This window comes from Acinetobacter sp. YH12152, assembly GCF_013418285.1.
Classification (GTDB): domain Bacteria; phylum Pseudomonadota; class Gammaproteobacteria; order Pseudomonadales; family Moraxellaceae; genus Acinetobacter; species Acinetobacter amyesii.
Genome location: NZ_VPCH01000065.1, coordinates 1 through 14,514, shown reverse-complemented (window position 1 = coordinate 14,514; position 14,514 = coordinate 1). Strand labels below are relative to the sequence as shown.

12 protein-coding genes and 1 pseudogene are annotated in these 14,514 nt (G+C 42.1%); 5 read left to right on the top strand and 8 right to left on the bottom strand.

Features of this window, described 5'->3' with window-relative positions; genetic code table 11:
• A partial coding sequence (locus FTU83_RS15510; protein ID WP_180107216.1) for a transposase occupies positions 1–140 on the top strand: 140 nt, incomplete at its 5' end.
• Positions 141–201: 61 nt separating this feature from the next.
• Here the strand turns inward: FTU83_RS15510 and FTU83_RS15505 are convergent.
• Positions 202–1,035 (bottom strand): annotated as a pseudogene (locus tag FTU83_RS15505) (efflux RND transporter periplasmic adaptor subunit); the annotation flags it as partial.
• A gap of 151 nt (positions 1,036–1,186) precedes the next feature.
• On the opposite strand from FTU83_RS15505, the gene FTU83_RS15500 reads away from it, so the two are divergent.
• The 4 genes from FTU83_RS15500 (at position 1,187) to FTU83_RS15485 (ending at position 7,267) form a co-directional block, all read left to right on the top strand.
• Positions 1,187–1,810 carry a TetR/AcrR family transcriptional regulator gene (locus tag FTU83_RS15500; RefSeq protein ID WP_180107218.1) on the top strand — a complete coding sequence of 208 codons (624 nt, stop codon included), beginning with the start codon at positions 1,187–1,189 and terminating at the stop codon, positions 1,808–1,810.
• 153 nt (positions 1,811–1,963) lie between these two features.
• On the top strand, positions 1,964–4,648 hold the full coding sequence (gene ppc, locus FTU83_RS15495) for a phosphoenolpyruvate carboxylase (RefSeq protein WP_180107220.1): 2,685 nt from the start codon (positions 1,964–1,966) through the stop codon (positions 4,646–4,648).
• A 297-nt stretch (positions 4,649–4,945) separates the two neighbouring features.
• Positions 4,946–6,250 (top strand): solute carrier family 23 protein, encoded by a 1,305-nt coding sequence (locus FTU83_RS15490; protein WP_078191643.1) that lies wholly within the window; start codon positions 4,946–4,948, stop codon positions 6,248–6,250.
• 114 nt (positions 6,251–6,364) lie between these two features.
• A complete protein-coding gene (locus FTU83_RS15485; protein ID WP_180005351.1) occupies positions 6,365–7,267 on the top strand; it encodes a LysR family transcriptional regulator in 903 nt (300 codons plus the stop codon).
• A 9-nt stretch (positions 7,268–7,276) separates the two neighbouring features.
• Here FTU83_RS15485 and FTU83_RS15480 read toward each other — a convergent pair whose 3' ends face one another.
• From FTU83_RS15480 to ilvD, 7 genes are all read right to left on the bottom strand, one after another.
• A complete protein-coding gene (locus FTU83_RS15480) occupies positions 7,277–8,014 on the bottom strand; it encodes a sulfite exporter TauE/SafE family protein (RefSeq protein WP_168379429.1) in 738 nt (245 codons plus the stop codon).
• Between the two features lie 163 nt (positions 8,015–8,177).
• Positions 8,178–8,843 (bottom strand): hypothetical protein, encoded by a 666-nt coding sequence (locus tag FTU83_RS15475; protein ID WP_180005352.1) that lies wholly within the window; start codon positions 8,841–8,843, stop codon positions 8,178–8,180.
• Positions 8,843–9,694 carry a PAAR domain-containing protein gene (locus FTU83_RS15470; protein WP_180107222.1) on the bottom strand — a complete coding sequence of 284 codons (852 nt, stop codon included), beginning with the start codon at positions 9,692–9,694 and terminating at the stop codon, positions 8,843–8,845. Before FTU83_RS15470 ends, FTU83_RS15475 begins: the two co-directional genes overlap by 1 nt.
• The gene (locus tag FTU83_RS15465) at positions 9,687–10,136 is read right to left on the bottom strand and encodes a PAAR domain-containing protein (protein WP_180005354.1); all 450 of its coding nucleotides are present in this window, start codon (positions 10,134–10,136) and stop codon (positions 9,687–9,689) included. The genes FTU83_RS15470 and FTU83_RS15465 overlap by 8 nt, the downstream gene beginning before the upstream one ends.
• 146 nt (positions 10,137–10,282) lie before the next feature.
• Entirely contained in the window at positions 10,283–10,570 is a 288-nt protein-coding gene (locus FTU83_RS15460; RefSeq protein WP_078191648.1) for a chorismate mutase, read from the bottom strand.
• Entirely contained in the window at positions 10,551–11,873 is a 1,323-nt protein-coding gene (locus tag FTU83_RS15455) for a hypothetical protein (RefSeq protein ID WP_180005355.1), read from the bottom strand. The genes FTU83_RS15460 and FTU83_RS15455 overlap by 20 nt, the downstream gene beginning before the upstream one ends.
• A 151-nt stretch (positions 11,874–12,024) precedes the next feature.
• Positions 12,025–13,710 carry a dihydroxy-acid dehydratase gene (gene ilvD, locus FTU83_RS15450; protein ID WP_180005356.1) on the bottom strand — a complete coding sequence of 562 codons (1,686 nt, stop codon included), beginning with the start codon at positions 13,708–13,710 and terminating at the stop codon, positions 12,025–12,027.
• Between the last annotated feature and the right edge of the window lie 804 nt (positions 13,711–14,514).

The window sequence follows — 14,514 nt, the reverse complement described above, 5'->3', positions numbered from 1 at the left end:
GCAAGGAGTTCGGTGAAGAACTAAAACCTTATTATTGGAAACCTGTGCTTTGGACGAGGGCATACTGTCTACTTACAACAGGTGGAGCGACAATTGATGTAATTCGAGAATACATCCAAAACCAAGAGAGACCCGACTGAAAAGGCGTGCTATCCATCTCCATCTAAATCACAGATTATAGATGGAGAATTCCGCACATTTAGTTAAAAATACCCGTGCACTTTGCCCCAGTTGAATGGCGCTATTGCCTTCACGTAATGCCACTTTGACACTATAAGTACGAGACTGATCGGCAGCAGGACTAATTTCACGTACATAGCCTGCAAATTTTTCCTGTGGTTTCGACCACAAGGTAACCCATGCATCCTGCCCTGTTTTAATTTCAGTAACCGCTTGTTCAGGCACACCAATGACCACGTCACGTTCACCTGCTATCGCCAATTGAAATGCCGGTTGTCCTGCTGCAATCACTTGACCAATCTCAATATTACGCTCAGTAATGACCCCATTTTTATTGGCAATTAATTGGTTATAACCGGTCTGATTACGACTCACATCATAATTGGATTGCGCTTGCTTTAAATTCGACTGTGCTGCTTTATATTGGTTTTCCACCGCATCGTACTGCGAACGACTCACAGCATTGACTGGCAATAATTGCTTAAAGCGTTTTAGTTCATCTTCAGCAATTTGTGCAGCGGAACGCGCACTTTCAAGCTGCGCTTGTGCTGCATTCAGTTGCAACTGTGCATCTTTGACGTCTAATTTTGCCAAGACTTGCCCGACTCGGACTTGGTCTCCAACATCGACATAGCGCTCAGTGATTTGACCGCCAACCCGAAACGCTAAAGCTGTTTGCTGGCGTGCTTGTACATCACCCGCATAACTTTTTTGTTCAAAATGTGTGGCGCCTGGCTGAGTCACCATCACAAATGGCACTTCCTGTTCCGTTTGGGCTTTATCCTTGCTGCATCCCCATAAGGTCACACTGCAAACGATAATCATGCTGACAACTGTGATCTTAATCGTACTCATGAAGTTCGCTCTTAATAAAAAGTCTTTTTTAGGGCAGAATATTATTCAATTAATTTGGTTATTTTTTAATTAATAAACCATACGGTACATTAATTAGATTAATTATCCTAAATCAATGACCTTTTCGCCTTTTTTGGAATTTTTTCAGCAAATGAATGTCGGCCGCCCGAAAGACTTAGAAAAACGACAACGGATTTTAGAGTCTGCAAAACAATTATTTTTAGAAATGGGCTATCACGGTTGCAGCATGAATCAGATTGCGCAACATGCAGGGGTCACCAAACTGACGGTCTATAACCATTTTCAGGACAAAGCCACCTTATTTACCAGTGCGATTGAAGACACCTGTGAATATATTTTGAATACCAGCCCGCGACATCTGCACAGCGAAAGTCATTTTATGCAGGCTTTCGTTGAAATTTGTGAGTTGGGGCTGAACATCATGAATTTGCCAGAAGCCATTAAACTGGACTTATTACTTTTGGAGTTGGCTGCCGAACACAGTCCCTTGGTGGAACAGTTTTTCCGTGCCTCACATTTAAAAATGCGCCAAGTCTGGGAAAACTTTTTTCAAGATGCAGCAGCTTTAAATTTCATTCAGCAGGATCACCCTGCCCGACAAACTGAACTGATTGTGTCGCTACTGATGGGACTACGCCATCAAGAGGTTTTATTGGGCATGCGCCCAGTACCTGAAGCAGCAGAGCGGCAAGCCATTATTCACTCTGCCATCGACATCTTTATGCTGAAATATCAACTCGGCACACAGAGCTAAGCATTTTCTGAAATATTTCAAGGCTAAACTGAAACAAATGGCATAGCTACTGCTCATTTACCTAGAAAAGTCATCCGACTTTTGTCTGTACCCCCCTTTTGCCACAGCACTTTCGGGGTATAGTCGAGACAGGAATACGCGGAGAAATAACAAATGATTCAACAAATTGATGCTCCATTACGTGAAGACGTGCGCTTACTGGGCAATTTATTAGGTGAAACCCTAAAGCAGCATGCAGGACAAGATTTGTTTAATCAGGTAGAGCAAATTCGTGCTTTGTCTAAAGGCGCGCGCGATGGACAAGTTGAAGCTGAAAAACAGTTAGAACAATTATTTTTAAATTTAAAAGATGAAGAAATTCTGCCACTGACCCGTGCATTTACGCACTTTCTCAACTTTGCCAATATTGCCGAACAATACAATGTGGTGCGCAGCCGTCGCCAAAGTGAGTTTGATGAGCAAGCACCTTCACCGAATCCACTCGATCATTTATTTGAAAAATTTAAAAGCAATAACATCAGTTCGGACCAACTGTTCCAACAAATTTGTGAATTAAAAATTGAATTGGTCCTGACTGCACATCCAACCGAAGTCAGCCGCCGTACCTTGATCCAAAAATATGATGGTATTAATGATTGCCTGTTTAAAATGGATCAACAAAAACTTACGCCACGCGAACGCAAAGCCGTACTGGATGATTTAAAACAACTGATTTGCTCGGCATGGCAAACGGATGAAATTCGTCAACATCGCCCGACGCCTGTCGACGAAGCTAAATGGGGCTTCACGACCATTGAACAGACCCTGTGGAATGCTGTACCCAAATTCATGCGTGAATTGGATGGCATGGTTCAAGATCATTGTGGCAAGACCTTGCCTTTAAATGTTGCCCCTGTGCGCTTTGCGTCATGGATGGGCGGTGACCGTGATGGTAACCCAAACGTCACCCATAATATTACTCAAGAGGTGCTGTGGCTTTCACGTTGGAAAGCTGCCGACCTGTATTTACGCGATATCGAAGACCTGCGTTGGGAACTTTCGATTCAAGAATGCAGCAAAGAGCTTAGTGATGCCTTGGGTCATTTCCACCCTGAACCGTATCGTGAATATCTACGTGATGCGCGTGAACGCCTCAAAGCCACTCGTCACTGGTTGGCACTGAAACTCCGTGGTGAAGATGCTGACGATAGCCAAGTCATTAAAAGCCGCCATGAGCTGCTCGATCCACTATTGGTTTGCTACCGTTCACTGATTGACAGCGGTTTACCTGAAATTGCCAATGGTCAGTTACTCGACTTTATTCATCGAGTGAATTGCTTCGGTATCGAATTACTCAAACTCGATATTCGTCAGGAGTCGACTTGTCATCGCCAAGCGATTTCTGCCATTACTGAATATTTAGGTTTAGGCAATTTTGAAACATGGACGGAGCAAGCCCGTCAAAACTTCTTGATTCAGGAACTGCAAAGCAAACGACCACTGCTACCGAAGTTTTTAAATGAACCGAAACAAAGCCTGATTGAACATCCAGATGTACAAGAAGTCTTTGCAACCATGCGCACTTTGGCAGAACAGCCACCTGAAAGTTTAGGGGCTTATATTATTTCCATGGCAGAACATCCGAGCGATGTCTTGGCCGTATTGTTATTGCAAAAAGAAGCGGGCATCAAACCAGCGCTACGTGTCGTGCCACTGTTTGAAACTTTAAAAGATTTGGATGGTGCAGCCCGTACCATGAATACCCTATTCAATATGCATTGGTATAAACAGCATATTCAGGGTAAACACGAGGTGATGATTGGCTATTCAGACTCAGCCAAAGATGCGGGCTTTATGTCGGCAAACTGGGCGCAGTATCGTGCACAGGAAGAATTAACCGCAGTTGCGAAAAAGCATGATGTACAACTGACATTATTCCATGGCCGTGGCGGTTCAATCAGCCGTGGTGGTGCGCCGACACAGCAAGCGCTGTTTTCACAGCCACCTGGCTCGATTTCAGGAGCGATTCGTGTCACTGAACAAGGGGAAATGATTCGCTTCAAGTTTGGATTAGAAGGCATTGCCTTACAAAACTTAGAAATTTACACCGCTGCGACCTTAGAAGCGACCTTATTGCCACCGCCTGAACCTAAACAGGAATGGCGTCAGCTCATGCACAGCATGACGGATCTGTCGGTACAGGTGTATCGTCAAACCGTGCGTGAAAATCCGCATTTTGTAAAATACCTACGGACTGTAACGCCAGAACTGGAACTACAAATGTTACCGCTCGGCTCACGCCCAGCCAAACGTAAAGTTAGCGGTGGGATTGAGTCTTTACGTGCGATTCCTTGGGTGTTCGCATGGACGCAAATCCGTTTGATGCTACCTGCTTGGCTTGGTACAGGTGCTGCGATTAATCAAGTGATTGATCAAGGTCAAAAGCAGACACTCGAAGAAATGTTAGAGCAATGGCCGTATTTCCAAACCCTGATTGATATGTTGGAAATGGTCTTGTCCAAAGCCGATGGTCATGTGGCGCTTTATTATGAGTCTCATCTGACGGATGACGCAGACCTCAAACAGTTGGGCGAAGAGTTACGTCAGCGTTTACGTGATGCGGTACAAACGCTATTAGCACTCAAAGGTGAATCGAAATTACTCAGCAGTAACGATGTGCTCGACCAATCCATGAAGGTGCGTAAGCCTTATTTATTGCCGCTACATTTACTACAAGCCGAACTGATGAAACGCCGCCGTGCATACCTTGCCGAGCGTCAAGCTGAAAATACCCCAGTCGACCATGCGTTGATGGTCAGCATCGCGGGTATTGCGGCAGGTTTGCGTAACACTGGCTAAATCTTCCAAGTTTTCAAAAAGCACACAGAACTGTGTGCTTTTTTTTTGATCAGTCATATTGGTTTTAATTTATTTTGGAATATATAGAATAAGAAAAATTTATGAAGTATTGACTCTTATCCTATTTGATTAATTGCATGATTTAATGCCTTTTTTACACCCTTAAAACTTTTACCATTTGGTAAATTTACATGTAAAGTCATGTAATTAGTTTGAACAAAATATTTTTAAAAGAGATTAAATCTTCTAAAAAACAAGAGTATGATGTGCACAATTTATCTATTGAGTGCTCATTTTATGTCCAATTGGTTTCCCAAATGGCGCCCTTACGAAGGCAATATTGATGCACGTCCTGTAGGTACAAATGAGTACCTACCTCCGGTGCAAAGTGTTGTATTGGGGATACAACATGCCTTTGCAATGTTTGGTGCAACTGTCCTTGCGCCATTTTTGATGGGCTTTGATGCCAACCTTGCGATTTTAATGTCGGGGATCTGTACCATCCTGTTCTTCTTTATGACAGGTGGTCGTGTACCAAGTTATTTAGGCTCTAGTTTTGCCTTTATTGGTGTGGTGATCGCGGCAACCGGTTATGCAGCATCAGGTACTGGCGCGCCAAATGCCAATATCGCAATGGCGGCAGGCGGGATCATGGCCTGCGGTATCTTATATGCCATTTTTGGTTTTATCGTGATGGCAACGGGTACGCGTTGGATTGAAAAACTCATGCCACCTGTCGTTACAGGTGCGGTGGTGATGATTATTGGTCTGAACCTAGCTCCTGTGACTATTAAAGGGGTTGCAGGCAACAACTTTAATATGTGGATGGCATTAGTCACTGTACTATGTATGGGTTCGATTGCGGTGTTCACGAAGGGCTTATTACAACGCTTATTGCTGTTGGTGGGTCTGTTACTGGCATATTTGGTGTATTACATCATTTCCAATGTCATGGGTCATGGTACACCAATCAATTTCGTTCCCGTACAAGAAGCCGCTTGGTTTGGTGTTCCGCACTTCCATTCACCCGTCTTTGACTTCAATGCCATGCTTATCATTGCACCGATTGCGTTAATTTTGGTTGCAGAAAACCTTGGGCACATCAAAGCTGTGGGCGCGATGACAGGTGAAAACCTCGATCCGCACATTGGTAAAGCCTTCGTTGCAGATGGTGTTGCGACTACACTTTCAGGCGGTGTCGGCGGTCCGGGTATGACCACTTATGGCGAAAATATTGGTGTGATGGCAGTAACGCGTGTTTACTCGACCATCGTGTTTGTATTTGCAGGTGTATTCGCCATCTTCCTTGGTCTTTCTCCAAAGTTTGGTGCGATTATTCATACCATTCCGCAAGCCATTTTGACAGGTGCATCGATTGTTGTATTTGGTCTAATTACCATTGCAGGTGCGAAAATTTGGATTGAAAACAAAGTCGATTTCTCAAAAAATAAAAACCTGATGGTGGCAGCAGTCACGATTATTTTAGGTACAGGTGACTTTGCACTTCAATTCGGTAACTTCAACTTAGGTGGTATTGGTACTGCTACATTTGCAGCGCTGATTTTGAACTGGTTCTTTAGCTTGGGCGACAAATCAGAATAAGCCCCAAGACATTTAAAAAAGAATACAACATTCATTTGAAAAGCGACCGAAAGGTCGCTTTTTTTTATAGCTACTCTTTCGGTAAGATAAGGCATTAGCCAAGGAATGCACCGTATGCGACTGGATTTGTTCGACCTTCAATTGGTACTGCACATTGTAGACAGCGGTAGTCTGACCAAAGGCGCTGCTCGTTCTGCCATCTCGCTACAAGCAGCCAGTGAACGAATTAAAAAACTCGAACAGCATTACCGCACGACCCTGTTCACTCGCCAAGCCAAAGGGGTCAAACTGACCCTTGCCGGTCAAACCTTGGTTGAACATGCACAGCGCATCTTAGGTGAGGGGCAACAATTAGAACACGCGATGCTGCCCTTTGCCCACGGGCTAAGTTCCAATATGACCTTATGGTGTAATTCATCTGCACAAAGTGAATATTTGCCGGTCTTGCTACCACGCTATTTGCTGGAAAATCCCAACACACAAATTGAGCTGCATGAAGCCGAGTCTAAAGACATCATTGCAGCGATAGAGCAAGGTAATGCACAACTAGGCTTAATTTCAGGCTTCTTTAAATCCGAACAACTACAAACACTTGAGTTTGCCGATGATCCTTTGGTTCTGATCTGCCCTGTAAGCCATGAACTGGCCGCCACACCTAGCATCAAACCCGCAGAGATTTTGAATTATCCCTTTGTCGGTCTGATGCAATATCATTCCTTGCAACAATCAATCGAGGCTCAAGCCAAATTATTCGGCTGTGAAATACAGTATCGGTTACGTTTGCCGAACTTTGCCGCGATCGCCCAAGTGGTGGCGAATGGTGTGGGCATTGCCATCATGCCAAAACGTGCAGCCCAACGATTAATCAGTTTATATGCCTTTGCCCAAGTTGAGCTCAGCGGTGACTGGGCCAATCGAAAATTGCTGCTCACCGCACGTAATTTTGATGATTTACCCTTAAATTATCAGCATTTCAGTCAGTTTCTACTGTCACAAAAATCTACTTTAGATGGCTAAGTCTAGGCTTCAAATCACGCCAAACTGGTGCAGCATCATATAGCCACCGAGGGCAATCAACCCGATAAAAAACACCTTACGGAATTTTTGTTCTGGAATGCGGTAACGGATTTTTTTCCCTGCCCACATGCCAATGAGCGCAGGAACCAGTGCCATGGCTGACATGGCATAATCAATCGGGAGATCTTCCACAGGATTTTGCTGTAAGAACACCGCCAAACAAATGGTTGACGTGGTAAAGGCCAAACCGAGTGACTGTACGAGATCATCGCGTTTGAGTTGCAAACCTTGCAAATATGGCACCACCGGGATCACCACCACACCTGTGGCTACAGTCAGCGCTCCACCGAGATAACCGATCATTGGAGATAGCCATTTTTCATGTGGTGCAAAGTTCGGCAAGCTTTTCGCACAAAGCCCATACAGTCCGTATAGTGCCAACATGCCCCCCAGTAAAGCTTCACTTTTAAATTCACCATGTCCTAAAGTTGGAAAAATACTCCAAATTGAACCGACGATAATCCCAAGTAACAAGGGCCAAAAGCGTTGAATTAGTCGCAGCACCTGCCCTTCGGCAAATAATTGCCAAAAGTTGGTGACCATAGATGGAATGATTAATAACGTCGCTGCCTGAAATGGACTGATCACCATGGTGAGTAAGCCCATCGATACCGCAGGCAGGCCTAACCCAATCGTGCCTTTAATTAGACCTGCGATTGCAAAAACTGTGATGACGAACCAAATCATGGCGAAACTCGCTGAAGAATTGGTTCTATGCTATGCAATTCAGGCGCTTTGAAAAATCAGTGTTTTTGGAATAGAGCCTCAATAAAAAGTTGAGGCTGTGCTTGAAATCAGCTATAGACAAGGTAGTTGAATTCAATAAAAAAGGAATTACAACTTATTTATTTTAATTATTGTCATAACTACTCTTTTGCTCTTCAGCTAATTCATAAGAACTTTCGAATTGATATTTCACCGTTTCATCTTGAATTGAATCAATAAATTTTTTTAATTTATTTTTATATTCAACGTTCCCAGATTTATACATTGATAGCAAATAGCCCCACTCACCATAAATATACTGAGGGTCATTTTTTGATACTTTCCTTAATTCTTCTTTTAAAATCAATGCTAAATCGGAATAACATTTTTCATATTCATCTTTCGATCTTTTAGCATAATAGCTTAACTCACACTGAGTCACTAAAAGTTCCTGACTGAAAGAGTCCTTTAACATTTTATGATTAAGATTATAAGCCTCTTCATACATGCCTGTTGCTAAGTAGATTTGCATTTCAATCTTTTGTCGTTCTTGATCATTCGTGATCTTTTTTATTTCAGACAAACTATCTTTCATTACTTTATCTGCGTTTTCTTTATCTCTCAGATTAAGTTTATTAATAGTATTTTTATAATCATTTATTATAGCTGTATCTTCTTTAGACAGCGTTGAAATTGATTCTTTTTTTTGAGCTTCTTTAACTTCATGATGATTCAAACTAATTTTCTCAGACGAGCAAGCAGTACTACCAAATATAAAAAATAAGGTTAAGAAAATAAAAAAATGCTTCATCAAACTTCTCTCGCTGCGGAGTTTAAGGTAAAGGTATGAGTTTTAAAACTAGGAATTGGTGTAACTGTTCCACCATCAAACTTCAGTATATATCCCAAATCTAATTCAACTTTTAAGAGTGATATATCAGGTTCAGGTAAGTTGATATTACAAGATCCAACTGGCTCTTTTCCTTTTTCAGTATTCCAAATACCATTAGCAATTTTTAACTCTTGAGTTTTTAACAAGTCAAATTTTCTATTTTTTTCTTTAAATAGTCTTAGGGTCGCACGCGGAATAATTTTACTTGCATCATTTTTAACCACCGGCGGCATATATGACACCGTTACAAAAAGTTCTTTATTTTTAATAACATACGTAACAATAAAATCACATACTCCAGAGGCTAATTGTGCAACAATTCCAAATAATCCTTTTTTATCCTCATCATATGGAGGGATCGCAGTCTTAAATTTCACATAATCAGTTTGGTTTCTCTCTATATAGTAATTTTCATATTTTTTCTTATCACTTACAAAACTATTCGTTAAATTATTCTGCAACATACTTGGCTTAAAAATTGGGCTATTTAATGAACTTATTCCACCACTAGTCCCTACAACATGTACTTGGTTTGGCATCAATGAAGCCCCACAAGTAAATTTATCACCTACATAAGCCACGGCCTTTCCATCAAAAATCACATGATCATTACTCTTAATTAAGGTAGACCAAGTTTTACATTTTGGACAGGCGAAACCATCTCCCGCACGAAGAAAGAGATTCCCCATCTGTGAACTTCGGGACTGCGTGGACATGACTGTCCCACCGTGACTTGTTGTTGAGCCATGAATGCCAAATCCTTTAGACATTATTTGAGTCTCCCAAAGTTGGATTCATAAAACCTTCAGGGATAGCTGCATCATGATATAAGCGTAAAACATGGGAAGTGACCGGACTATCAATAATTTCATCGCCATTTTCTAATAATGATCCGATAAGTGCTGCGGCTCTGCCATCAACATTTAGAAGAAATCCTGCGCCGGAGATAATTTTTGCTGTCGAACCATCTAAATATATAGCTTCATCACCGACCAAAGCTAAAGAGATCCCGTTGACCTTATAAGCATGATTAGATGCTCGAACTAACCCACCTTTTTTTGTTTTTGAACCATTAAAAGCTGCATAATATTTGGTATGCGGCTTATGATTCCAATAGAGTTGTTCTGCTTGATGAATCTTTTGAATATCGTCTTGAGAAAGTTTTTTTAGCTGTTCTTCTGACAGTTCATGTAAAAAAGTAGGGCTAGTCATGCTAGATCCAATTATTGTAATTAGAAGTAGAATAACAAATAAAAAAATTAATAAAATTTCAAAATGTAAATCAAATCATCATCTTTTCAGTTGGTGATATTAAAAAAGAACATTAATAAATTTGATCTAATCTCAAAAACTAAAAATTACGGTCGAATCTCTTTCAACTCACGTTGAATAAAATGCTGAATCATATCGCGGTATAAACGTTCCACAATATCTGCATTTACACCGTGCTCTGTGGCTTGTAGACGAATTTTACTAATCACCGCTTCGACACGTTCTGGTGATTGAACATCCTGTACTGAACGCTTAAAACGCACCGCTTGATCAACATAAAACTGACGTGCAGCAATGAGCTCAATAATTCCCTGATCAATCACATCAATCTGTGCGCGGGCTTGCTCTAATGACTCAACTTTTTCTTTCTTCATCTTCTCTGGCTTCACTTTCAGCGGTGTTTTCACTTTTATACTTCTCTTCTAACACATTACTGAAAATACTTTCAATCATCCATACGCGGTATAAGCTATTAAATACATAGCTTTGACCTGCAATACGTAATTCTAAAACAGGAAAATCGGGCTGTGACTTCATCTCACAGTGCATATCATTTTCTTTTAATTTTTCAGCAATATCCTCAGTGATCAGTTCAGAAATCTCTAACTCATACTGTAAAGCCTGAAAATGTGCTTTGAAGGATAAATCACGCCCTTTGGTCCATACAGCCTCCAAAATGCGATACATCGCATCAATACGCTGCTCTTCGGGCGCACTGTAGTAAAGCTGTGACATAGCTAATGTCGCAGCTTCTGTAGGCCGGCAAAATGGCGTGAACTTAACTTCGGTCCGTTTAGACAGACGTGTTGCCAAACTCCAGTCAAACAAATCACGACCGTGATACGACAATGGATACACATTCAACTGAATATTATAATAGTCCGCCAATTCCTCACGAATATAAGCCAACAGTAACCATGAAATCGGATCTTCCATCGCGATGTAGAGATCAAGCTCAGGATCGAGTCCCTGAATTTCATTCAACTCTTCTGCATCACTGATCAGGTGCTCACGCCATTCAATATGATTGATCATAAAGATCGGGTTATCTGTCAGGAGTTTTTGTTGTTTTAAACGGCGCGTTAAACGCAGTAAATCATCTACAGCATGGTACTTACGTTCACCAAACTCAAAATAGCCCGATAAAATCGGGGTATCGGTAAAGATACGTTCAGGAAAATCTTGAGCTTTATGATGACGGCTGGCCATCGCATACAGTGTTCTCAGCTTGCCATACTGCTTTTGCCACAGCATGTGGAACACATCTTCAAGTAAATAAAGAAAATCTTGGCCGCGTAATGGCGTATTTTTTAGAATAATTTCGGCTTGTTCTAAAGCTTCGGCGGTCGGTTGTTCAGGTGTTTCATGAAAACTAAAACGATGCTGCCGCGCTAAAATTTGGGCATCATTCAGACAATATTGTTGCCATTCTATCGATGACATTTGATTAGGAGGTTCAGCACTCTGACGACAAATAATCACTTTCAGTGGTTTAATTTCATCACTGAGAATTTCTTCTAATTGAGGCAGTTGCTGCGCAGCCAAATAGCTATAAACATCATCCAGTCGAAGATAAACACTCAGACCTTGTTCCGTGGGTAACACCGCTTGTCGGGTCGGTTTCTGATAAAACCAACTCGATCGGATTGGATCGAACCAACGGCGTAACAGTGACATGCGTTTTTTGCCTCAAAATGATGAATTGTACCGAACCTGCCAGCACATGCTTAAAATTCAACTTCTATTATGAAGCTGTTTTAAATGAGATATAAGCCTTGTGCAAAACTTATATCAAGTCAGGGCTGAATGTTCAATGTTTAACAATGGATTAGACGTCTAGATTTAGGTCAGTCACCGCACCTTTTTCCGCACCAGAGGTCAACTTGGCAAATTTAGCCAAAGCGCCGTGGGTATAGTTTGGTTTCGGTTTGACCCAGGCCGCGCGACGTGCAGCAATTTCATCCTCAGCCACATGCCAAGTCATTTCACGGGTTTCAGCGTTAATTGAAATTTTATCGCCGTTTTTAACCAAGCCAATTGGGCCTCCTTCATAGGCTTCTGGTGTCACATGCCCAATCACAAAACCATGGCTGCCGCCCGAGAAACGCCCATCAGTCAACAGTGCAACAGATTGGCCTAGACCTTTACCAATAATCGCTGAAGTCGGTTTTAACATTTCCGGCATACCCGGCCCGCCTTTCGGCCCAACACCGCGGATCACCACCACTTCACCTTCTTGTACTTCGCCATCTAAAATACCGCGCATGGCACCCTGCTCACCCTCAAATACCCGCGCAGGCCCCTCAAAATACAGCCCTTCTTTACCGGTAATTTTAGCCACTGCACCCGTCGGCGACAAATTTCCTTTGAGTACCACCAAATGTGAATCCTTTTTAATTGGCGCATCAAACGGCAAAATAATTTGCTGTCCTTCAGGATAATCCTCTACATCGGCTAAGTTTTCCGCCAAAGTTTTGCCCGTAACGGTGAGGCAAGAACCGTCGAGCATGCCGGCATCCAGCATGCGTTTCATGAGCGGCTGAATGCCGCCAATGGCAATCAGTTCCGACATTAAATATTTACCCGATGGGCGCACATCGGCCACCACAGGAATATCTTTGCCAATACGCACAAAATCATCCAAAGACAGTTCCACGCCTGCGGTATGCGCCATGGCAATCAAATGCAGTACGCCATTGGTTGAACCGCCTAAAGCAATCAGCACTTTAATCGAGTTTTCAAAAGCCGCTTTGGTCATGATGTCACGTGGCTTGATATCCAGACGCAGTAGATTCATCACTGCTTCACCAGCACGGGCACAGTCAATCTGCTTGTCTTCAGACACCGCTTCCTGTGCGGATGAGCCTGGCAGGCTCATGCCGAGAGCTTCAATCGCAGAGGCCATAGAATTGGCGGTATACATCCCCCCACAAGAACCCGGCCCTGGCAAAGACACTTCTTCAATATGTTTCACCTGAATCGCATTAATTTCGCCTTTGGCATGCTGACCCACCGCTTCAAATACCGAAATCATGTCGGTATGCCCTTCACCCGGCTTGATGGTGCCACCATAAATAAACAGACCTGGACGGTTTAAACGTGCCAAGCCCATGATGCAGCCCGGCATGTTTTTGTCACAACCGCCAATGGCAATCACGCCATCATAGGCCTGACAGCCGACTACTGCTTCAATCGAATCGGCAATAATTTCTCGCGACAGCAAGGAGTATTTCATCCCTTCAGTCCCGTTGGAAATGCCATCAGAAATGGTGATGGTATTAAAAATAATGCCTTTACCACCTGCAGCATTGACCCCGTTCTCAGCTTCACGCGCCAAACCATCAATATGCATATTACAAGGGGTAACATTGGCCCAAGTCGAGGCAATGCCAATAAATGGGCGCTTAAAGTCTGCATCTTGGAAGCCTGTTGCACGCATCATGGAACGTGCGGGCGCATTTTCTATGCCGTCATAAACAGGAGCGGAATGTTCGCGGATATTATTTTTACTCATTGTTCTTCCTTGGCGATGGCTGATTTTGGCTTCAGCTTTGGCGGATTCTTTTAAATTTATTGTATAGAAAGCGCTCGGCATGTAAAAGAAATTACATCTCAACAAAAAAGATTTTTAGCGCATGCAATACCATTCAATCACATGACAAAGCGACATGGATGTCGCTGTTTTCCTGTATGGCAGGGATGCCATATCAGGAGAACAAAAGATTTTTGTTACTTTTGATCTTTCAAAAGTAAGGGATTGCCTACACAAAGCCATATAAATTATAGCTACTATTCGAGGCTGTCTTTTTTAGAATTTTAATGACATCCACTAATTATTAAATTTTATTTAGTTGCTTCAAGAAACATTATTTTTAATCAGATTAATAAATCTATAACTTAGAATTATTGTCCCATTATTTCATTTAAAAGCTGATTACAGCGGAGTCTTATCCTATAAAAGCTAATTTTCGGAGCACGTATGTTACTTTTGTTTTGGCAAAAGTAACCAAAACCATTTGTCATCCGCAAAACTCGGCAACTGTTTGCAACTAAAAAAATGATCGCAGAAACATTCACTTTTAAATTACCGTTTACCTCAGACAGTTGCGGATGACATTTCCTCGTATCCAATGCAAGTTATGTAGATGTAAATTAAAAAAGCACCCCATGTGGAGTGCTTTTTAATTAAACTAGGACTTACGCATTGACGGATTCAAAAAAGTATTAAAATACTTTATAAAGTATCTGTGATCAGACGAATTAAAAATGCTTCTACAGCAACTTGTACTCTACCCATTTATATGGGCTTTCTCATGAC

Bases quoted from the DNA above. Each gene is read 5' to 3' on its own strand.
- ppc (WP_180107220.1), top strand. From the start codon at position 1,964: ATGATTCAACAAATTGATGCTCCATTACGTGAAGACGTGCGCTTACTG.
- FTU83_RS15485 (WP_180005351.1), top strand. From the start codon at position 6,365: ATGCGACTGGATTTGTTCGACCTTCAATTGGTACTGCACATTGTAGAC.
- FTU83_RS15475 (WP_180005352.1), bottom strand. From the start codon at position 8,843: ATGAAGCATTTTTTTATTTTCTTAACCTTATTTTTTATATTTGGTAGT.
- FTU83_RS15500 (WP_180107218.1), top strand. From the start codon at position 1,187: ATGAATGTCGGCCGCCCGAAAGACTTAGAAAAACGACAACGGATTTTA.
- FTU83_RS15470 (WP_180107222.1), bottom strand. From the start codon at position 9,694: ATGTCTAAAGGATTTGGCATTCATGGCTCAACAACAAGTCACGGTGGG.
- FTU83_RS15465 (WP_180005354.1), bottom strand. From the start codon at position 10,136: ATGACTAGCCCTACTTTTTTACATGAACTGTCAGAAGAACAGCTAAAA.
- FTU83_RS15455 (WP_180005355.1), bottom strand. From the start codon at position 11,873: ATGTCACTGTTACGCCGTTGGTTCGATCCAATCCGATCGAGTTGGTTT.
- FTU83_RS15460 (WP_078191648.1), bottom strand. From the start codon at position 10,570: ATGAAGAAAGAAAAAGTTGAGTCATTAGAGCAAGCCCGCGCACAGATT.
- FTU83_RS15480 (WP_168379429.1), bottom strand. From the start codon at position 8,014: ATGATTTGGTTCGTCATCACAGTTTTTGCAATCGCAGGTCTAATTAAA.
- FTU83_RS15490 (WP_078191643.1), top strand. From the start codon at position 4,946: ATGTCCAATTGGTTTCCCAAATGGCGCCCTTACGAAGGCAATATTGAT.
- ilvD (WP_180005356.1), bottom strand. From the start codon at position 13,710: ATGAGTAAAAATAATATCCGCGAACATTCCGCTCCTGTTTATGACGGC.